This window comes from Aliivibrio sp. S10_S31, from assembly GCF_014694495.1.
GTDB lineage: Bacteria > Pseudomonadota > Gammaproteobacteria > Enterobacterales > Vibrionaceae > Aliivibrio > Aliivibrio fischeri.
Window position 1 is genome coordinate 67,281 of record NZ_JAAUWR010000011.1, and the last position, 21,178, is coordinate 88,458.

Genomic DNA, 21,178 nt, shown 5'->3' on the forward strand with positions numbered 1-21,178 from the left:
TTATACAGAGTTATCACTCAAAATATAGTGCTTAAACACAATAAAACCAGCCGTTTAAAAAAGAGATGGTACGATCCTCAATTGAATATAAAAGAAGCCACACTAAGGAGGCTTCTCAATATTTAAACATGAACAAAATACGTATATTTACGCTAAGAACTAAAACGACACCTTGAATGATTTCGCTTGGCAAGGGAATACCACACCAAAATGCTCTATTTGCGTTTCTGTTTCTAACACTTTTTCATCCATTTGCACTTCATTCCAAGCACTCACCTCTTGAGTGAACTTAATACCATCTTCTAACTTTTCCATTTCTGATGGATTATATACTCGTAAGATCAAAGCATCTGAATCCTCTGCTTTTTTCAGCACACTTAATACTGCCCCTTTCTTCTCTTTCTCTAGCAAACTAAAGGTTAATGGCAGCTTTTGCTCACCCACATTCAGCTTCATCGCATTGTATGGGATCTTGTTATAGCATTGGATTGGCGTCACGTTATCGCGCGCTTCTGCCATCACGTTCGCATCAATGTGATTGCCAGCAAAACCAAACAGCGCAAATTCACATACTATTTTTCCACGCGTTTGAGAATCCGGAGTTGGGATCTTAATTCCTGATGGTCGACCCGGACGCAATAGTAGATTTTCTTTACCTAACACACCAATACCACGAAATAATGTTAAGGCTAATGTATCGCGGTGCTCACTATCAGAAGTAATGACTTCAAACTCACGTAAGCCATTAGTCATAATAGCCATACCTGCAGAGCCATTCTCAAGCGCGGCAAAGTTCATTAATTGATAAATAGGAACAGGGGCTTCTTTCCACTGTTCCGCTTCCCAAACCTCCATTGCAGGATCACTTGTTGGGCGAGTAATGACACCAAATTGATTATCAGCCACTACTGTATCTGTTACAAATTTGGTCGGAATTAATACTCGAACACGATGATCATCAGCTTGGTTATTTAACTCCATGCGCACTTCAATACGACGAGAGCCTTGTTTTAAAACCACTTGGCAGTCCATATCTACGAAGGCCTCTTGGTTTGAACGCGATTCACGCGCCTCTAAGTTAGTGGGCACTTGCATACGTAGTTTAATCGAAGCAACTGATTGATAACCTTCATGTTTGATATTTGTTTTTGCATCAAATTCATCAGAATAAATCAACCACTCTTCACGAGATGGAGAATAATCGTATTCATCACCATCATCTGAACCGTCTTCTAAACGAAGCACTTGGTCAAATGTTTCTTTGGTTTCTTTATCAAAAATGCTCAACGTACCATTTTTATTGACCTCGATTTGATAGAACTCATTCTCCATCAAATAGTCTTTTTGCTCTGCAACTTTTAGGCGGCCTGCTTCATTGGCTTGGATATGCAAGGTTGTAAAGCCCATCGCAGGGACTTGTTGGTTAATTTGAATATCATATTCAACAAACGGATCATAGTTACCGTAATGAACAATCTGGCGGTCAATTTTACCTGGATCAATTTCACGCTGATCTTGAATAAAATATTCAACTTGGTTGCCTTCATCATCAAACAATGAGAATGCTCTTGCACGGATCGTAATAGTGGTATTAATCACTTCTTCACGAACATATGGTGATAAGTTGAAGAACGCCAATTTATCGCACCCTTCACGCGCAGGCATATGATCTACAATTTTACGCTTATAGAAATTGATGAGGTTCGTTGCCATGTCATCCGCAAGAATATAGCGATTTAAAATCTCAGCATGTACCTTGTCTGAACAGCAACAACCAATCGAGTCATGCGCATGGTTTTTCATGCTCTCCTTCCACATTTTCTCAATCAAGCCATGGTGATATTCAAACCCTAATGTCCATGCAATAGAGGCTAATGGCTCAAGAATATTAACGATTTTATTTTCAACTTCTGCGTGGATCAGTTTAATGTCCATACGTGTCGATGAAATACTGCGGTGCACACGCATGTATTTACCATCGTTAAATTCGCCTTTAATCGTATCTAATTGGTCGCGCATGGCTTCGATTTTTTCAAATACATCTTCATAACGGCTCATGATAAATTCACGATCAGGATAGGCCTGACGCAACGTATCCATCACCTCAAAAATATTATTTTGAATCGGCATTTGGTCGTGACCATTTGGCAACAAAATGTCTTTAGTTATAGATGCCTTTTCTAGAACTTGGAAATAAGTATCCAAGCGCTTACGCAATGACGCTTCGTCTTCTGGTAAGTACTTACCAATCGCATAACCCAACGGTAAAACTTGTGCCGTTACTTCGCTGCCATCGTTAGATTGCCATAGAAATTCTGTTTTGTTGGTACCGTGACGCTCAGAACATCCACGCCAGAACATGGTTCTATCAATACCAAATGCATTATAAATCATCGGTAATTGAGAACTCATTGAGAAGGAATCAGGCAAGTAACCAATTTTCATTGGATTACCTAACTCTAAACAATCACGCAGACCATACATCATATTACGAACAATCGATTCACCAGAGACTTGCATTGTGTCGGTTTGTGAATACCAAGGTCCAACAATCAACTTATTCGCTTGAACTAATGCTCTTACGCGTTCTTTATTTTCTGGTTTAATCGCAAAGTAATCTTCTAACACTGCAGTTTGACCATCTAACACGTAGTATTTATATTCTGGATCGCTTTCCAGACGTGTCATAATTTCTTCCATGTTATTAATAAGAAGAATACGAGACTCTTCTGTTGTGAAATACCATTCACGATCCCAATGCATGTGTGGAGTAATATGAACGCGTGATGTTGTCATAATTTTTACCTATTTTCTCGCCGCAGTCAGTGCCACGATAGTGAATATTAAAATAAAGTGAGTAAGTGAAAGCTCTCATTTAAATCCCCGTTTTATTAGCTCTATGCTATTTCATTCAGACATTTAGATGAGAAGAGTGCCCGAGCCTTTAGGAAACCCCAGCACTCTGCTTATTTATATAAAAAGAAACGAACCATTAATGTTGAGTTGATACCTCAACCTTTTGAATTTCGATTTTTCCCTTCTTTACTGCATGCCCTCTCCAACCAATTAAGATAATGGTTGAAATAACGGTACCGATAAGCGCAGCTCCAAACCAAGCCGTAGCTGCCATAAATGAACCCATACCGCCATCGTGCAATAAGAAGAGTGAGAAGATACCTGCGCCCGGAGTAGAAAGACCAACGCCTGCAGCACCGACAATCGCTCCAGTTACGATTGAACCCGCCAAGAATGATCCAATCACTCGAATAGGATCTTCAATCGCCATTGGAATAGCTCCTTCGGTAATACCTGCAAGACCTAATAACCATGTTGATTTACCCGTTTCAATCTCAAAATCTTTGAATAAACGAGGGGCAATCATAGTAGATGCCGTCACCGTAAAGGCCGATACCATTTTCACTGAACCAAAGATAGCGTAAGGACCATAAACCCCGTTGGCCATTGCGCCTAAACAAAAAGCATACGCGGCTTTGTTAACTGGGCCACCTAAATCAAATGAAACAAAACATCCTAAAATTGCTCCAAGTAAAATGGCATTGGTTCCTGATAACCCGTTAAGCCAATCCGTTAAACCTTGGTTTAAGAAGGCTACAGGCTTACCAATAACGAATAACATTAAACTACCAACGACCAAAGTACCGATCACAGGATAAAGATAAAACGTAAGAAAACCATTAAAGGCTGGGGCTAAACGAATATTCTCTTTTACCCAACGCATGACATAACCGGCAAGTAAACCACCGACAACACCACCTAAAAAACCAGCCCCAATTAAGTTTGCCGCTAAGCCTGCCGCAAAACCAGGACCTAACGCTGGTTTATCCGCTAAGGAATACGCCGTATACGCAGCAAGCACAGGAACCATTAACGTACCAAGTAAACCACCACCCAGTTTTCGGTACATCCACAACCATGAACCATCAGTTGCGTATAGTTCTTGTAAATCAAAAATTTGAGCAATAAGTACCGCTACAGCCAAAACGGTACCACCAGCAATGATTAAGGGAACAGCAAAAGAAATACCCGATAACAATGCTTGTTTTAATTCTGTTTTCATTGGTATTTTTTTCGGAGTTTCATCTGTTGCTGTAATAAAATCAGATGAACGCCCTTTTTTACCCTCTTCAATTGCTTCATTTAAAATGCGTTCAGCATGACGAATTGGTTCAGCAACTGGCGTTTCTACTTTAGGAAGCCCGTTAAAACGTTCCACATCTTTTATAGCCACTTCCGCAGCAAAAACACACGCAACCGCACCGTTTAATTGCTCTGCAGTGATCCTATCTTCAATCCCATTTGCGCCTTGTTTCTCAACATAAACACGATAACCTAACTTTTTACCTGCTTTTTCAAGATACTCAGCAGCCATATATGTATGTGCAATACCAGCAGGGCAAGCCGTAACACAAACAATTGTTGGTACATTTGTATCTAAGTTGTCTGGTTCAATTTCTTTATCTTGGTGGCCATCTAACAACGCAAATATTTGATCTGGAGTTGTAGCATTTAAAACGGCTTCACGCACATCATCATCAACCAAAGCCGTCGTTAACGCCGTTAGTAAATGCATATGAGTTGAGCCGGCTTCTGCATTTGGAATCGCAATTAGGAAGATAAGGTTTACATCTTCGTCTTCATCATCAATACCTTTCCATTTGATATCTTTTGTTAATGTCGCCACAGCAAAGCTGGCTTCTTTTACTGCGTCTGTTTTACCGTGAGGTACTGCTAAGCCTTCACCAAGAGCCGTTGGCCCCTCAGCTTCACGAGCAAATACAGCGTCTAAATATTCCGTTTTATTATGTAACTTGCCTTGTTGTTCTAATTGATCTGCAAGTGCATAAATCGCGTCTTCTCTGCTATTAAATGTTGTTTGCAGATTAATAAGCGATTCATTTGTAAGAGTAGTCAGTTTCATAACCTTCGTCCCATGTCACGAATGTGTGTGTATTTGGTAACGGGAATAATAATACCTATTTAATACATATAATCCGTGATTAATATCACACACGACACAACTTGTATTTAAATGGTATTAATTAATTTATGTAATATCTGCGCTTGTTGCTTGTCTTAATCGATAAGATTCGTATCATACAAATAATAAAATTTTAATTGTTTAATATAACTATAGACGACTACGTTCTTATAACGAGAGACCAACCATGACAAGATTACCTATGTATCGTCAGATCGCCGATGCGATTCGAGAAAAAATTAGTCAAGGTGAATACAAAGTAGGTGAAGCTCTGCCAAGTGAAGCACAACTGCGTGAGCTTTTTTCAGTAAGCCGAGTCACTATTCGTCAATCCTTGAAACTACTAATTGAAAATGATGAATTAGAAAGCGTGCAAGGTAGTGGCACTTATGTGAAAGAAAATAAAATCAATTACGATATTTATCAACAATCTAGCTTCCAAGAGAAGTGGGCGCATTTAGATGTTGTAACTCATAGTGATGTTATTGCTTTTGAAATTACAAAAGCCTCTATCGCGATGGCTGAACATTTAGATATTTCCGAGAACGATAAGGTTTTTTACGTCAAACGTGTTCGTTTTATGGATGATAGTCCAATTACGGTAGAAGAAACGTGGATGCCTGTTGAACTCTTCCCTGATTTGTCTTATCAAGTAATGCAACAATCAAAATATGACTTTATTGAGAATCAGAAAAAAATGGTGATTGATAGGAGTGAGCAAGAACTTGTACCGATTTTACCGCCACAAGATATTGCTGATTTATTACATATTGACCCTACACAACCCATTATTGAAAAACGCAATCGTGGTTATTTACAAGGAGACGTTGTATTTGAATACAGCCGGAATTATTTTACCTCAACCGACTATAAATTTACTCTTATCGCAAAACGTCGCTGATACCTCATCAATAAAAATAAAAAACCAACCACAATAAACGCGTTAGCTATTGTGGTTGGTGAGATAAAAATCACTCTAAGGCAGTGTTAATTTATGCGTATTGTTGTGTCGGTTTGATCTTAAATAAAATAGCGAACATGACAGGCACCACAATTAAGGTTAATACGGTAGCAAAACCCAAACCAGCCATGATGGTTATCGCCATTGAGCTAAAGAACGCATCAAACAATAATGGGATAAGCCCCAAAATTGTCGTCAATGCCGCCATACTTACGGGACGAACACGACTAATAGCACTGTCTACGATAGCAAGATATGGATCTTTACCTGACGCCAATTCAAGGTTGATTTGATCAAGCAAGACAATACCATTTTTCAAAATCATTCCACTTAAGCTCAATAGTCCCAAAAATGCCGTAAAGCTGAATGGCATATTTGTACCAAGTAAACCAAAGGCCACACCAATAATAGACAGTGGAACCGTAAACCAAATCACTAATGGTTTTTTAACCGAGTTAAATAGCAACATGGTGATAATAAACATAAATAGGTAGCCCATTGGTAATGAACCGAATAAAGACTCTTGTGCATCTTTAGACGATTCATATTCACCACCCCACGTAATCTCATACCCTTCAGGCAATGGTAATTCCATCACTTTTGGTTGAATACGCGCTAGCAGGCTTGCTGGAGTATCATCACTTAATAAATCATGATCTGCCATTACTGTAATCGTACGTTTTCTATCACGACGCTGAATCAGCGGTTCACTCCAATCTAAATTTACTCCATCAATGATTTGATCTACTGGAATATAAGTTTGAAGCGATGGACTCCAGATTTTTACGTTTTGTAAAGATTCAAAATCCACACGTTCTGATTCTGGTAAACGTGTCACGATCGGCAATGTATGAGTACCATCACGCAACATACCTAACGTAGAACCACCAAACGCCATTTGTAATGTGTTCGATAAGTCTTCTTTTGAAATACCTAAACGACGCGCTTTTGATTCATTAAATATCGGCGTAAGTTCTTTTGTTCGTTCACGCCAATCATGTCGAATATTTCTCGAACCAGGATCCGTTAATATAATATCTTCAACATCTGTAGCTAAATTACGTAAGATTTGGGGATCTGGCCCAGAAATTCGAACTTCAATTTTTGATGCTGGAGACGGGCCAAATTCCATCATTTTGAATTGAAATGTCGGTTTATCAAACGTCTTATCTAATGAATTGGTTAAGTTCTCTAATAAACCAAACATCGATTCACGATCTGTAGTTCGGATCTGAAATTGTGTATACGCTTCATAGCTTTTTTCTGGTTGATAAGTTAGCGCAAAACGCTGCATACCTTGGCCAATCGATGCGGATACAAACTCAATATCGTCTTGCTTACTTATGTAACTTTCTACTGCTTCTGATTGTTTGATAGTTTCACGAATATCTGTACCTTCTGGCATCCACATATCCACGTAGAACATTGGCGTATTAGATGCTGGGAAGAATTGCTGCTTCACATTACCGAACGCCATTACTGCGACAACAAGTAGACCCACTAGCGATGCCACTGTTAACCAACGGAAACGTAACGCCAACTTAAGCGATGAGGCAAATGCAGTAAATAAGAACCCTTTATAAGCGTCTTCTTCACCTGTGTTTTTATCTTCTTCTTTTAATAACAAGTCAGCTAAGAATGGCGTGATCGTAATGGCCGTTACCCAACTTAAAAACAGTGAATAACACAACACCCAATACAAGTCCCCCATGAACTCACCAGTGGCATCTTCTGATAAACCAATCGGAGCAAACGCAGCAATCGCGATGACTGTTGCGCCCAATAAAGGCCATTGCGTTTGTTTTACAATATCCGCAGCTGCTTGAACTTTGGTGCGTCCTTTTTTGAGACCAACTAAAATCCCCTCAACCACTACAATGGCATTATCAACCAGCATCCCTAGCGCAATGATCAGCGCACCTAATGAGATGCGGTGAAGATCAATGTTGTTGTAACTCATTAAGATAAACGTACCAAACACGGTCAGTAGTAACACCACACCAATAATTAGTCCGCTTCGCATCCCCATCGCAAACAATAAAACAACAATAACGATAGCTACTGCTTCCGCCAAACTAATAATAAAATCACGAACTGACGTATCTACTTCTTGCGCTTGGTTATAGAAATAACTTAACTCAAGCCCCGCAGGTTTGATCGACTCTAAATACGTTAGCTCTTCTTGGACACGTTGACCAACTTCAACCACGTTCACACCTGATGCAAACGATAGTCCGATATTTAAGGCATTTTTACCATTAAATCGAATAATGTTGCCCGGCTTTTCTTGTAAACCACGAGTGATCGTTGCAACATCCTTTAGACGGATAAGATTACCAGTATCACGACCATGAATGATCAAGTCCCCCAACGATTCAACGGTAGTTAATGTTCCACTTGGTCGAATCGTTAAGCTTTCTCCATTCACTAATACTTCACCCGCTTGAACCACATTGTTTTGTTGATTCAATAAGCCTGCAACCGTGTTCATATCTAGATTAAGGGCAGCTAGGCGATCCAACGAAATCTCTACAAACAGCATTTCTTGTTGATCACCCGCAATCGAGATCTTACCAACACCATCAATAAGCTCTAATTCACGAGTTAATGTGTCAGCATAACGCTTAAGTTCAACGTAATTATAATCGTCTCCAGTAAGCATCATCATCACACCAAACACGTCACCAAAATCATCAATGATTTGTAAAGATTGAATACCTTGAGGCAGAGTTGGTTTTAAATCATTAATTTTTCTACGCATTTCATCCCAGATTTGAGGTAGTTCATCTGGGCCATAGTCCATTTTCATGCTCACCATAATCTGTGACATGCCATTGGATGAGGTCGACGTAATTTTATCAATATAAGGTAATTTACGGATCGCTTTTTCTAACGGGTAGGTTAATTCTTCTTCCACTTCTTTTGACGTTGCTCCTGGATAGGTAGCAACAACCATTGCATCTTTAATCGTAAATGCAGGGTCCTCCAAGCGTCCTAAATCAAGAAATGAGGTAATACCGCCAATCGTTAAAATGGTAATAAATAACCAGCTAATGACTTTATTTTTAATTGAATATTCAGCAATGTTCATTAGTGTTGACTCTCCATTAGCATTACTTTTTTACCATCACGTAGCTTTCGTAAATTTGAATTAGCTAAGACATCACCTTGTTTGATACCAGAAGAAACAATCGCGCCTTCGCCACTGATTTTTCGGATAGTTACAGGCACTTTAGTTGCTTGCCCATCACGTATGATCCAAACATAGAACAGACCTGATTTTTGACCTGCTTGTAATGCCGTCACAGGCACTTGATAACCATCAATTGAAGTGATCCCTGCTTCAACCATATCAACATTCACTGTTGCACTGGTTCCCGGTAAGATCTCAACATTAGGTTGCGGCATAGATAGATACATTTCATACGTCTGAGTTTGAGCGTTTGGCTCGCTTGTATGTTCCAAATACTCCATAGAGTAAGATTCTGATAAACCAACAAACGTTGTCATCGGATGGTAAGAATCTCGATTTGTTTCAGGATTTATCATGGCTAACACGTTATCTGAAAGATCAATACGCATGTACACTTTATCGTTTTGATACACATTCATAATCGGCTCACCTGCTGCAGCTCGTTCAAACTGCTCTTTATAAACATCAAGCACTTTACCGTTAAACGGTGCAACAAGATGGGTATAAGCTAATTGATTTTTTGCCGCACGATACGTCGCTTGAGCCAGCTCTCTATTCGCAAATAACTCATCAAGTTCAGCTTTTGAAATCATAGCTCGACGGTTCAATTCTTTACCACGAAGGTACTGTTTTGATGCTAACGAATACTGTGCCTTAGCATCATTAACTGCTTGCTTTACCTTACTGTCTTCTAGCTTTGCAACCAGTTGCCCTTGTTTAACCACATCTCCGGCTTTAACCAACACTTCTTCGATTTCACCCGTTACTCGAAACGCTATCGGTGTTTGCTCAGCAGGCACAACTTGTCCTTTGAAAGAACGAAATTGTTGAGTCACAGGTGCATTTACAGTAAAACCTGAAATATAAAGTGGTTTACTTTGTTCGGTTGTATTTTCTTCTTGGCAACCAGTTAATATAAACAGAGTTAATACAAGTAATGAATATAATGAACGATTCATTAAATACCTTCCTCACGCTGCCATGCTTTTACAGTTTGACCTTCAACAAGGCTATCAACACCCGCAATAACGATATAATCATTTGCATGTAAACCAGAAATAACTAATCCTTGCTCATTTAATGGCAACGTTGTTTTCGTTACTGTTTTCGTCTCTTGGTTCATTAACCACACTTGTCCTTGATTAAGACTCTTATTAACCCATGCACTCTGTGGTAATTGTAAATAGTCAGAACTTTTTTGTTTTGGAATATGAACTTGACCTGTCATACCTGTAAGTAAATTACGGCCTTCTGGTAGCATCATAGTGACAATGGCTTCGTAGCTGTTCGTATCTAAATTAGGCTGAGTGGAAATCTCTTTAAATCTACCTTTTATCTCATTATTAGGTTCATTATCCATGGTGACCCACATATCACTGCTAATGAGTGCTGGAATAGAAATAGAGTCCACATAACTGATTGGTAATGTTACTGATACATCCAGTGTTGAATTATCAATAAGATTTAAGATCTCTTGTTTTTCACCTACGATCTGATGTGGTTTTACATAGGTGTAAGAAATAATGCCTGAAAACGGCGCATGAATTTCGGTATAACTTAGATCTGTTTTCGCTTGCTCGTAATTAGCTAATGCTGCTTGATATTGCGTTTCACGTTGATCGTAATCATTAGTACTTATCAATTTCTTACTATACAAACTCTTAGCGCGAGTCCATTGTGTTTTTGCTAATGAAAACTGAGCATTAGCGGCATCTAACGCCAACTGTAAATCGTTTGGATCTAACGATGCTAATAACTCACCTTTCTTTACTGCCTGTCCCATTTTTACTTTGAGATCAGAAACTTCACCGCCCACTTGAAATGACAACTGCGCTCGATACGTCGCATCAATGCGTGCCAGAAAAGCATCAGAATCTGCCATAGCAAGATCTTTAACTGATAACAATTTTACTGGTTTAATCGTTTGATCCGTTGTTTCTGATACTGCTTTTTCACAACCAGTAAGCATTCCTGACAAACTCAATGCTATTACAGCACCTAGGAATGTGCGTTTTATATTTTGTTTTCGCACAATATTCTCCACTCATATTATTTACTACACACCTGTGCAGTATAGTTTTTATTTGAAGTAGATCAATATATTTTACACTTGTGCAGTAAAATAGTTTAAAAGTACATTTTTAAGTACGCGTTAGGCGATGAAATTGGTATGCTTGAAGACGAAATCAGAATTGGCTGTTCAGATTCCAAAGTAATTAGCAACAAATAAATGCATAAAACTAAGGGCGAATAATGACCGAAAAAAAGCAGGGAAAAAGAAGTAACGAAGCTGCTGAACAAACGAAATGTCAAATTTTAATGGTTGCGGCAACGATGTTCGGTGAGTTAGGTTATGAACGAGTATCACTGCGTAATATCAGTGAAAAAGCAGGTGTATCCCATAGTCTTATTCGTCATCACTTTGGTAGTAAGGATATGATTTGGAAGGCGATTTGTGATGCTTGCGATAAGCATATGCAAACTTATTTACATGCAATAATTGCTTCTCTTCCAACAGATAAAACACCAAGCTATCGCATTTACTTATTCATCACTAAATTGTCTGCATTTACGCTAATGAATCCACAGCCAATCAAAATGATTGCTGATGCGATCCGCCAAGATGACAATGCATTACTTGAGTATTTCTTAAAAACCAAGTGTGAATTTGAAGCGATATTTAAAGATCTGTTTGAAGAATACAATCAAGTAAATCCAGAAAGTAAACTTGATATATGGGAAACAAAATGGCAAATGCTGATCTTTTCTCATGGGGCTTCTAGCTTAACGCCAATGATGTCTGAAACCTGGCCGCAATTTGCAAATAACCAAGAAAAACTATTATTGCAACATTGGAACTTATTCAATCAAATTATGGCGGCCAAATTTTCTATCACAAAAGAGCAAATGCTTTGTCCAACAGAACTTAATGAGTTATTAATCGACGTTCAATGCCCCTTAGAACAAGATATTACGTCCTCTGAAGTAATTGAATAAATAATAAATTAATATATAGAAAATCCATATTTTAAAGGATGGAAATGCCTATTTATCCATCCTTTAACACACTCAACTAGCCACTTAAACAATACCCAACAGAATCATACACAATGTGAGCTTTTTCACGCTTTCTATATCCCTCATCAATTTCTAGGAATTTTTCCTAGTTATTCTAAGACCCTCTCTCATGCGGTCGCTTTTTAGACTCCTTACTATTCTCTCGTCAAATAACAAAGAGAGTATGGAGCACATCACTCCGTGCATATCCTTATAGATTATAAGAGAGTTCACAATGTTAAAGTTCTTAGATCAGGTTAGAAAACCAACATTAGATCTTCCGGTAGAAGTACGAAGAAAAATGTGGTTTAAGCCTTTCCTACAGTCTTACCTAGTTGTATTTATTGGTTATTTAACCATGTATCTGATCCGTAAAAACTTCAATGTCGCACAAAACGACATGATTTCAACGTACGGATTATCAATGACTGATTTAGGTCTGATTGGTCTTGGCTTTTCAATTACTTACGGTATCGGTAAAACCGTGGTGTCTTACTATGCCGATGGTAAAAACACCAAACAATTCTTACCTTTCATGCTTATTCTGTCTGGTCTAGCGATGCTAGGTTTTAGCTTCAGTATGGGTGGCGGCAGCGCGAGCCTATTCATGATGGTGGCTTTCTATGCATTAAGTGGTTTTTTCCAAAGTACAGGTGGTCCTTCAAGTTACTCAACCATCACTAAATGGACGCCTCGTAATAAACGTGGTTCATATTTAGGCCTTTGGAATATGTCACACAACGTTGGTGGTGCTGGTGCGGCAGGTGTTGCTCTATTTGGTGCAAACTACCTATTTGATGGCAACGTTATTGGTATGTTCGTATTCCCATCTATCATTGCAATCATTGTCGGCTTTATTGGTATGCGCTTTGGTAATGACTCTCCTGAAGCTTACGGCCTAGGTAAAGTTGAAGAGCTTTTTGATGAAGAAATCAGTGAAGAAGATACTGCCGCTGAAGAAAATCAAATGACGAAAAAAGAGATCTTTGTTGAGTATGTACTTAAAAACAAAGTGATCTGGTTACTCTGTTTTGCGAATATTTTCTTATACATTGTTCGTATTGGTATCGATCAATGGTCTACGGTTTACGCTTATCAAGAGTTAGGTCTATCAAAAGAAACCGCTATTTCAGGCTTTACGTTATTCGAAGTCGGCGCTCTTGTTGGCACATTAATGTGGGGTTATTTATCTGACCTTGCTAATGGTCGTCGAGCTTTGGTTGCTTGTGTATCTCTTGGTTTAATCATTGTGTCACTAGAGTTTTACCAACACGCGACCAGTGAGTTCATGTACCTTGCTTCTCTGTTTGTACTTGGTTTCTTAGTGTTTGGTCCTCAATTATTAATTGGTGTTGCTGCGGTTGGTTTTGTTCCTAAAAAAGCCATCAGTGTTGCCGATGGTGTGAAAGGTACTTTCGCTTACTTAATTGGCGACAGCTTTGCAAAACTAGGCCTTGGTATGATTGCAGATGGTACTCCTATCTTTGGCTTAACCGGTTGGAAAGGCACATTTGCGGCATTAGATACCTCTGCTGCAATCTGTATTTTCTTACTTGTGTTTGTCGCTATCGCCGAAGAGAAGAAAATCCGTCACGCTAAAAAAATGCACCTAGCTGCAAAACAAGCGTAATACTTTCGCGCGCTTTACTTAGCTAAAGCGCGCGAGATCATACCAATAGCGCTCTCAATTCAGTATCATTACCCCACCTTATATTTATATTCTTATCGCTCCTATTGGGGCTATTTTGCTTTTCACTCCCAATTTTGGTTACTTATCATGATTAATGTTGCACTTGTTGATGACCACATCATTGTCCGCTCTGGTTTCGCTCAATTACTTAGCTTGGAATCAGATATCTCTGTCGTTGGAGAATTTAGCTCAGCAGCAGAAGCGCGTCGTGGACTACCAAGTTGTCATCCTGATGTCGTCATTTTAGACATATCAATGCAAGATGAGAGTGGATTAAGCCTGTTAGAAGATATTCCTTCAGGCATTGCTAGCATCATGCTCAGTGTGCATGACTCTCCTGCCATGGTTGAGAAATCATTAGAGCTAGGAGCAAAAGGTTACCTAAGCAAACGTTGCAGCCCTGATGAGCTAATACAAGCGGTAAGAACCAGTGCTAATGGCGGTTGTTACCTTACGCCAGATATTGCGATTAAACTGGCAACACCTGTCAAAAACAAAACCGCATTGAATCATCTAACTCGCCGTGAAAACGAAGTATGCCAATTACTTGCAACTGGATTAGACGTAAAATCCATTGCCATTAAATTAGGGCTTAGTCATAAAACCGTCCATGTTCACCGCGCTAATGCAATGGATAAACTTAACGTAAAAAATAACGTTGAGCTGGCTAAACTCTTTACTCAAGATTCATACTAATGCGCTCCTATTTCGCAACATCACTGTGCGGTGCCTTTATGGCTGCTTGTGCTTGGTTTTGTTTATGGGTCATTGCCTATTACTTTATTAATGACCCTGAGCTCGCTATTTTGTTATTTCCCTTTTCTCTACGCTTAGGGATGACTCTGCACACTCGCTCTTCCTATTGGCCTGCGATTTACATTGCAGAATGGGGACTAACCATCGCTTTAGCTCTACTACTTGATGAACCACAATGGCTAACCGTTCTTATTGCTAGTGCCTTAAGTATTCCCATTACGTGGTTTGCAAAACGGTATTACTACGGCGATCAAAACCGTCATCTTCTCATCATGGCAAGCGTCATTATGATCACCGCACTCATCAATATTGCGGTTGTAGGCTCTCACGTTCCATCCATTTACATGGTATGGCTTGTGAGCATTACAGGCGGGTTAATGCTGGTTCCGATGTGTTATTTAGTGTGGAACTATCTATTTCAAAATAAATGGGCACCACTTAGCTCCCACCTAATCAATACCGCTGTTGAATTTAAAATACGCCATATCGCTTTATACAGCCTATTGTTGGTTGCTAGCATTTTAATACAAACCAGCTTGCCTGATGAGTTAAGACGCTTCGCTCCTTTTTGTATGGCCATTCCGATTATTTTGCTTGCGGTACGATATGGGTGGCAAGGGGCTTTATTAGCGACATTATTTAATAGCGTGGCATTAATTGCCGCTCACAGTGGCGTATCTAAACTTGAAATTACCGATTTACTTTTATCGCTTTCAGCCCAAACCATTACGGGTATTTTACTTGGATTAGCGGTTCAAAAGCAGAAAGATCTCAATCAAAAATTACGTAATGAACTGTCTCGTAATCAAAATCTATCACGCCAATTAATTACAGCTGAAGAATCGGTTCGTCGTGATATTGCACGTGAATTGCATGACGAAATAGGCCAAAACATCACAGCTATCCGCACTCAAGCGAGCATAATTAAACGCATTGATGCCGCTGAGATGAGTGTTCGTTGCGCCGATACTATCGAGACACTCTCACTCAATGTCTATGACACAACCAAGCGATTATTAACCAAACTAAGACCCAAAATGTTGGATGATTTGGATTTAAAAGAATCCGTTGAGCAACTCATCCGTGAAATGGAGTTTTCCGATCACGGCGTTGATATACAACTAAACTGGCAAGGTAATTATTCATGCTTAAGTGATACGCTTAAAGTCACTATCTTCCGCTTATGCCAAGAATCATTAAATAACGCTTATAAATACGCACAAGCCAGTGAAATTGGGATCGATCTTACTCTTGATGAACAAGTCAGTCTTTTTATTACGGATAATGGTATTGGATTTAAAACCCAAGATTTAATGAATGGAATGGGAGTGAGAGGCATGCAAGAGCGAGTTCAAGCACTTGGAGGGAAAATGCTCATCAATTCCAACACCTCTATTTCTGGCACTCAAATTAGCATTGCACTACCAAAAATGTGAGTATGACTATGTTTGGATTTTTACGCTCAACCACATCAAATGACAACACACTTAGTGATACTCAAGTGAACGAGAGTTATCGCTATTGGCGTTTACATATCATGATCGGCATGTACATGGGTTATGCGGGTTTTTATTTCACTCGTAAAACTTTTAACTACGCCGCTCCTGCTATGATCACCGATTTAGGGCTTGATAAAGGTGATCTCGGTTTAATCGGCACTCTTTTCTATATCTCGTACGGCTTATCAAAATTCCTTTCAGGCACCATTTCTGACCGCTCTAACCCTCGTTATTTTATGGGGTTAGGATTAATTGCCACCGGACTGATTAATATTGCTTTTGGCTTCTCTAGTTCATTAGCGGCTTTTATCTCTCTGTGGATACTTAATGCATGGTTTCAAGGTTGGGGTTGGCCTTCATGTTCAAAGCTCCTCACCACTTGGTACTCTCGTTCTGAAAGAGGATTCCGTTGGGCAATATGGAACACAGCACACAACATCGGTGGAGCGTTAATTCCTATTCTTGTAGGCTATTTAACCCTTCATTATAGCTGGCGAGAAGGTTTTATCTTACCGGGTATGATTGGTGTCGCAATTGGACTGATTGTGTGTTGGCGTCTACGTGATAAACCCACCACCATGGGCTTACCTAGTGTGGGAAAATGGCGTAACGATCCACTAGAGCTCGCACAAGAAAACCATGGTCAAGGGCTAAGCTATCGAGAGATTTTAAAAACCTATGTGTTTAGTAATAAGTACATTTGGTTACTCGCTTTTAGCTATGTATTGGTTTACATCGTAAGAACAGCTGTAAATGACTGGGGAAACCTGTATCTCACAGAAGAGCACAACTACAGCTTAATTAATGCGAATGCCGCATTATCTCTATTTGAAATTGGCGGTTTTGTAGGCTCTCTTGTTGCAGGATGGGGATCGGACAAGCTCTTTGGGGGCAATCGTGGACCAATGAACATTTTGTTCGCTATTGGTATTTTCCTTTCCGTTTCAGCGTTATGGCTTATGCCGCTAACTAACTTTGTGTTTCAAGCTGCTGGGTTGTTTTCTGTTGGTTTCTTTGTTTTTGGTCCACAAATGTTAATTGGCATGGCTGCGGCGGAATGCTCACACAAAGACTCGGCAGGCGCTGCTACAGGGTTTGTTGGATTATTTGCTTATATGGGGGCAGCGCTTTCAGGCTACCCATTAGCGATGATCTTAGAAACCTATGGATGGACAGGGTTCTTTATCACCATTTCGACTTGTGCCGCTGTCATAGGGTTACTTCTTCTGCCCTTTTTACAAGCTCAATCGCCTCAAAAACCGATTGAAACAAGAGTACGCTTATAACAGCAGTTATTAAATCTCAAATATAAATAAGAAACACTTACCCTACATTAGGGGCAATAATTAAAACAGCGATAATAGTGGCAATTAATGTACGAGGAATAACAACATCTTTATCAATTTTCATCAAATAACTCCGGTTTACCTGTAGTTAGAATCAACCTAATTTTTCATTAAAGATTAATGAATTAGACTGTAATCAGGTAATACTATGATGCTTGATAACGAGAAACTATTGGTCGTAGACTATTCGATGCATAGTTTTTATCTATGTATTCATTGATGCAGTTCACTCAGTCTAGCTTTAATCTGCTCACGTACATATTGATGCGTTTTATTACTTATATTACGACGATGATAAATAAGCTTTATTTCATACGGTTGGAGTGGAAAAGGTGACTCTAATACTTTTAAACCGAGCTCTTGAGCTAAACCAAACATGCTTTCAGCAACAATGCAGATCGCATCCGTATTTCTCACGCTCAACAATAAATTAGATGGCCCACTCACTTCACGAACGATATTGCGTTCAAATATCTCATCAGGACGGGTTTCAAATGCACCCATGTTCTCGTTTTTCAATTTAAGCATAACATGCTCAGCTTGGTTAAATTGCTCTAAACTTAATGAGTTTCCCGTAATGCTTGGGTGATCGCATCGACACGCAAAAGCAATATCTAGCTTACCTAAACTCTCACTCACAAAGGTGTAGTCCGTCACGGTAATATCATCAATTAATATGTCCACCTCACCTGAGCGAATCTTATCGAGCATTTGATATTCAACCGCAGGGCTTTCTGTCAACAAGGCATCCTCCATATCAGGTAGAGATTGCAATACGATTTCTGGCGCGCTGATTATCAAACGACGTGGGGACTCTAATGCCACCACCAGTTGTTCCATTATCGGACGCACTTGATAAGCCAGTGAATGAGCCGCATCGGTTGGCTCTAGAGATCGCCCTACTTTTAAAAATAACGGTTGCCCGTAACTCTCTTCAAATTTTTTAATCGCACTGCTCATTGACGGCTGGGTAATATCCAAATGATCAGCGGCTTTTGTCACGCTACCAAAATCATACACCGCTAAAAAATGTTTGATAAAATTTAAATTCATTTCGCTTCCCTACTTTATATCCCGGAAGAAATACCTAATTAAATCGACGTCGAAACTCAGTCGGCGTCATCATTTTTAACTCTTTAAACTGGCGATTAAAGTTAGATATATTTTTAAACCCCGTCTTTTCTGCCACTAATGCGATAGGAAAGTTAGTACTCGCTAACAGCTCACACGCTTTACCAATACGGTATTGCTTTAAATGATCAGAAAAACTCATTCCATAATGCTTCTCAAACATTCGATAAGCCGAGCTCTCACTCATATGAAGTCGCTGACATAAATCAGAGATCTTAATCGCATCACCATAATAGGTTTCTATATAACGCGTTGCTCGCTCAATTCGATGGTTTAATTCAGAATCATCGGAAAGCGGCTTAATTCGATAAGGTGTGGTTGATAGCTTTTTGGCTTTGGAATCATCAGCAAGACTGACTAATATCTCAATCACTTTTATCGCCTGCAAATGACGATCTAACGTATTACCCTGTTTTAATAATTCTGACATCTTATGTGCGGTTTCTGGGCTAAACGATAAGCCATAAGCGGAATTATCTAATAACCGCTTGAGGTTTCTCGCTTCAGGGATCAGTGCCATTAAGCGCTCAACCCAATGGTGAGCAAACCAAATAATTACCGTGTGATGCTTCGATTGCTCTAATTTTATGCTTCGTCCTGCCACCATATGAGGTAAACCCGGACCATAAAGAAGCAGAGAATTATGGTGGATATCGCCAATCGCATCTCCTGCAAAATAACTGCCTTGAAATGCCTCATCAGGGTCTAGATACAACACCAATTCATATTCAGAGTGATAATGCCAAGAACACGCAAACTCATTGTCTTCTACACGACAATGAAATTCTCTTACTTTCCAATCAAAACTAGGTACATTTTGCACGTGTTCTTTAAATGGTTTCATGTTTGGCCTTAACGGTTAATACCACTCGAAATAAATCACTCTCAGGCTAATCGTGTAAGCGTCACCTGTCAAAGAAAGAGAGCAAAATGACTGAATAGTATTAGAGGTAGCTCGAATAACATCAATACCCGTCCTCATCATTGAGTAGACTACGCCTAAATAAAACGGTTCAACCACATTCTATTTCGTACACTGGAGCTTCACTATGCCGCAAAACAAGAAGACATTTTTGTTTATTTTTATCGCCTTTATTACCGGGCTTTGTAGTGCGTTTTTTTACCCGCTATCAAGCTTGTTTATTGTCGAGGAGTTGGGCGCATCACCAATGATGTTAAGCCTGTATATGACGCTCGCTGTCAGCAGCTCTGTGATCGTATCTCAGTTTATTGCCAAACGCTCAGACACGCATTGGAACCGTAAAACCATTTTGATTGTCTCTTTAGCAAGTTACTTAATTTTGGTCGCCAGTTTTACTGTTATTCGTGATTATTGGTTAGCGATTACGATGGCCGTGGTCTTTGGTAGCGTCAGTGGCGCTTCTTTTGGTCAACTGTTTGCTCTAGGTCGAGAATACGGTGACAGACACGTCGCTAACAGCACCAGTTTTTTAGCCAAGATGCGTGCAGGCCTTGCCATTGCATGGGTATTTGGTCCACCAGCGGCGTTCATGCTAAAAGCACAATTTGGCTTTAGTGCGGCGTTTGCGGTCTCTGCGATTACGGTCTCTATCGCGATACTCATCATCGCTAAGTTGATCCCTGATAACGTGGTGACAAAAGAAGAACGAACAGCGGCTGTTGTTGAGCATAAACCGTTAAGTCGTATGGTAATTCTTTATTGCTTCATTATTGTGTGTGCGTTTTCTGCCAACAATTTATACATCACCAGTATGCCTCTGTATCTTTCACAAGAGCTGCAAGTGGATGTGAGTTGGTTAGGCTTAATGTTTGGTATGGCAGCAGCTTGCGAGATCCCTGTAATGCTTGGGGCTGGTAAAATGGCAGAAAAACTAAGCACAACCAGAGTAATGACACTTGGCGTGACATCTGGTGCCATGTTCTTTCTTGTTATGCTATCAACCACCAGTTTTACAGGCATGCTGATTGCTCAAATACTTAATGGATTCTTCATTGGTGTGTGTGCCACGCTTGGCATGGTCGCACTGCAAGATATGATGAAAGACCGATTAGGTACGGCCTCTACCCTGTTCTCCAACATGTTGAACATCAGTGTCTTGGTATCAAGCGTGATGGTGGGTGTTGTGGGTGAGTTATACAACTACTACAGCGCACTGTATTTATGCTTTGCTGGTGCTGTTATCGCTGCTGTGTTGCTGATTGTGTTTGAGATATTAGAGAAGAAACAGAAGGTAATGATTGAAGGCCAATGCGCGGTGGCTGGAGAGGTGTAGGGTTAACGCTATTTAAGTACAGGGGGGTAATAGCTGATTTGCTATTGCCCTAAAACAATAAACATAAAGTATCTTAGGGCATAGTGAGAAAAAACTTTTATTGAATAACACGATTCACTAAATGTAGGACTCTAGGTGATATCAGTAGTACGACAGAAAACGCAATTGAGAATGACAAGATCCATGATTTCAGCCATACCTTGAAGAAAAACTCACTAAATCCTAAATTAATCATGGTTATCGTCAAAGAAACCATCAACGTCATTAAGAAAGCCATCGCAAAAGACGTCA

15 protein-coding genes are annotated in these 21,178 nt (G+C 39.7%); 7 read left to right on the forward strand and 8 right to left on the reverse strand.

Annotation, left to right across the window (positions count from 1 at the left end):
• Positions 1-159: 159 nt before the first annotated feature.
• Together mngB and mngA are read right to left on the reverse strand one after the other, a co-directional pair.
• Positions 160-2,796, reverse strand: coding sequence for a mannosylglycerate hydrolase (gene mngB, locus HC728_RS11205; protein ID WP_190395500.1), 2,637 nt, complete (start codon positions 2,794-2,796; stop codon positions 160-162).
• A 196-nt stretch (positions 2,797-2,992) separates the two neighbouring features.
• A complete protein-coding gene (gene mngA, locus HC728_RS11210; RefSeq protein ID WP_017019926.1) occupies positions 2,993-4,939 on the reverse strand; it encodes a PTS 2-O-a-mannosyl-D-glycerate transporter subunit IIABC in 1,947 nt (648 codons plus the stop codon).
• A gap of 247 nt (positions 4,940-5,186) precedes the next feature.
• Here mngA and HC728_RS11215 point away from each other — a divergent pair, with 247 nt between their 5' ends.
• The gene (locus tag HC728_RS11215) at positions 5,187-5,900 is read left to right on the forward strand and encodes a GntR family transcriptional regulator (RefSeq protein WP_026029388.1); all 714 of its coding nucleotides are present in this window, start codon (positions 5,187-5,189) and stop codon (positions 5,898-5,900) included.
• 91 nt (positions 5,901-5,991) lie between these two features.
• Here HC728_RS11215 and HC728_RS11220 read toward each other — a convergent pair whose 3' ends face one another.
• Genes HC728_RS11220 through HC728_RS11230 form a run of 3 tightly spaced genes read right to left on the reverse strand, consistent with a single transcriptional unit; the run spans position 5,992 to position 11,185 of the window.
• Positions 5,992-9,051, reverse strand: a complete 3,060-nt coding sequence (locus HC728_RS11220) for an efflux RND transporter permease subunit (RefSeq protein WP_017019928.1) — start codon at positions 9,049-9,051, stop codon at positions 5,992-5,994.
• A complete protein-coding gene (locus HC728_RS11225; RefSeq protein WP_017019929.1) occupies positions 9,051-10,112 on the reverse strand; it encodes an efflux RND transporter periplasmic adaptor subunit in 1,062 nt (353 codons plus the stop codon). The genes HC728_RS11220 and HC728_RS11225 overlap by 1 nt, the downstream gene beginning before the upstream one ends.
• Entirely contained in the window at positions 10,112-11,185 is a 1,074-nt protein-coding gene (locus HC728_RS11230) for an efflux RND transporter periplasmic adaptor subunit (RefSeq protein WP_012534896.1), read from the reverse strand. Before HC728_RS11230 ends, HC728_RS11225 begins: the two co-directional genes overlap by 1 nt.
• 221 nt (positions 11,186-11,406) lie before the next feature.
• On the opposite strand from HC728_RS11230, the gene HC728_RS11235 reads away from it, so the two are divergent.
• The 5 genes from HC728_RS11235 to HC728_RS11255 all read left to right on the forward strand — a co-directional run bounded on the left by HC728_RS11235 (position 11,407) and on the right by HC728_RS11255 (position 17,441).
• The gene (locus HC728_RS11235) at positions 11,407-12,150 is read left to right on the forward strand and encodes a TetR/AcrR family transcriptional regulator (protein ID WP_065621313.1); all 744 of its coding nucleotides are present in this window, start codon (positions 11,407-11,409) and stop codon (positions 12,148-12,150) included.
• Positions 12,151-12,445: 295 nt separating this feature from the next.
• Positions 12,446-13,840 (forward strand): hexose-6-phosphate:phosphate antiporter, encoded by a 1,395-nt coding sequence (gene uhpT, locus HC728_RS11240; RefSeq protein WP_005421797.1) that lies wholly within the window; start codon positions 12,446-12,448, stop codon positions 13,838-13,840.
• Between the two features lie 147 nt (positions 13,841-13,987).
• The gene (gene uhpA, locus HC728_RS11245) at positions 13,988-14,596 is read left to right on the forward strand and encodes a transcriptional regulator UhpA (RefSeq protein WP_065604475.1); all 609 of its coding nucleotides are present in this window, start codon (positions 13,988-13,990) and stop codon (positions 14,594-14,596) included.
• A 38-nt stretch (positions 14,597-14,634) separates the two neighbouring features.
• Entirely contained in the window at positions 14,635-16,092 is a 1,458-nt protein-coding gene (gene uhpB / locus HC728_RS11250) for a signal transduction histidine-protein kinase/phosphatase UhpB (RefSeq protein WP_238933810.1), read from the forward strand.
• Between the two features lie 8 nt (positions 16,093-16,100).
• Complete coding sequence (locus HC728_RS11255) at positions 16,101-17,441, forward strand: MFS transporter (protein WP_190395502.1); 1,341 nt, start codon at positions 16,101-16,103, stop codon at positions 17,439-17,441.
• Positions 17,442-17,714: 273 nt separating this feature from the next.
• Here HC728_RS11255 and HC728_RS11260 read toward each other — a convergent pair whose 3' ends face one another.
• Positions 17,715-18,554: a LysR family transcriptional regulator gene (locus tag HC728_RS11260; protein ID WP_155662323.1), complete on the reverse strand. Its 840-nt coding sequence runs from the start codon at positions 18,552-18,554 to the stop codon at positions 17,715-17,717.
• Positions 18,555-18,588: 34 nt separating this feature from the next.
• Positions 18,589-19,476: an AraC family transcriptional regulator gene (locus tag HC728_RS11265; protein WP_155662324.1), complete on the reverse strand. Its 888-nt coding sequence runs from the start codon at positions 19,474-19,476 to the stop codon at positions 18,589-18,591.
• Between the two features lie 205 nt (positions 19,477-19,681).
• Between HC728_RS11265 and HC728_RS11270 the strand changes: the two genes are divergently transcribed.
• A complete protein-coding gene (locus HC728_RS11270; RefSeq protein WP_190395503.1) occupies positions 19,682-20,887 on the forward strand; it encodes a sugar efflux transporter in 1,206 nt (401 codons plus the stop codon).
• Positions 20,888-20,984: 97 nt separating this feature from the next.
• Here HC728_RS11270 and HC728_RS20405 read toward each other — a convergent pair whose 3' ends face one another.
• Positions 20,985-21,164 (reverse strand): DUF2798 domain-containing protein, encoded by a 180-nt coding sequence (locus tag HC728_RS20405; RefSeq protein ID WP_370539788.1) that lies wholly within the window; start codon positions 21,162-21,164, stop codon positions 20,985-20,987.
• Positions 21,165-21,178 lie beyond the last annotated feature (14 nt).

Excerpts from the sequence above, each read along its gene's own strand:
- mngB (WP_190395500.1), bottom strand. The coding sequence starts at position 2,796 with ATGACAACATCACGCGTTCATATTACTCCACACATGCATTGGGATCGT.
- mngA (WP_017019926.1), bottom strand. The coding sequence starts at position 4,939 with ATGAAACTGACTACTCTTACAAATGAATCGCTTATTAATCTGCAAACA.
- HC728_RS11215 (WP_026029388.1), top strand. The coding sequence starts at position 5,187 with ATGACAAGATTACCTATGTATCGTCAGATCGCCGATGCGATTCGAGAA.
- HC728_RS11220 (WP_017019928.1), bottom strand. The coding sequence starts at position 9,051 with ATGAACATTGCTGAATATTCAATTAAAAATAAAGTCATTAGCTGGTTA.
- HC728_RS11225 (WP_017019929.1), bottom strand. The coding sequence starts at position 10,112 with ATGAATCGTTCATTATATTCATTACTTGTATTAACTCTGTTTATATTA.
- HC728_RS11235 (WP_065621313.1), top strand. The coding sequence starts at position 11,407 with ATGACCGAAAAAAAGCAGGGAAAAAGAAGTAACGAAGCTGCTGAACAA.
- uhpT (WP_005421797.1), top strand. The coding sequence starts at position 12,446 with ATGTTAAAGTTCTTAGATCAGGTTAGAAAACCAACATTAGATCTTCCG.
- uhpA (WP_065604475.1), top strand. The coding sequence starts at position 13,988 with ATGATTAATGTTGCACTTGTTGATGACCACATCATTGTCCGCTCTGGT.
- uhpB (WP_238933810.1), top strand. The coding sequence starts at position 14,635 with ATGGCTGCTTGTGCTTGGTTTTGTTTATGGGTCATTGCCTATTACTTT.
- HC728_RS11255 (WP_190395502.1), top strand. The coding sequence starts at position 16,101 with ATGTTTGGATTTTTACGCTCAACCACATCAAATGACAACACACTTAGT.
- HC728_RS11260 (WP_155662323.1), bottom strand. The coding sequence starts at position 18,554 with ATGAATTTAAATTTTATCAAACATTTTTTAGCGGTGTATGATTTTGGT.
- HC728_RS11265 (WP_155662324.1), bottom strand. The coding sequence starts at position 19,476 with ATGAAACCATTTAAAGAACACGTGCAAAATGTACCTAGTTTTGATTGG.
- HC728_RS11270 (WP_190395503.1), top strand. The coding sequence starts at position 19,682 with ATGCCGCAAAACAAGAAGACATTTTTGTTTATTTTTATCGCCTTTATT.
- HC728_RS20405 (WP_370539788.1), bottom strand. The coding sequence starts at position 21,164 with ATGGCTTTCTTAATGACGTTGATGGTTTCTTTGACGATAACCATGATT.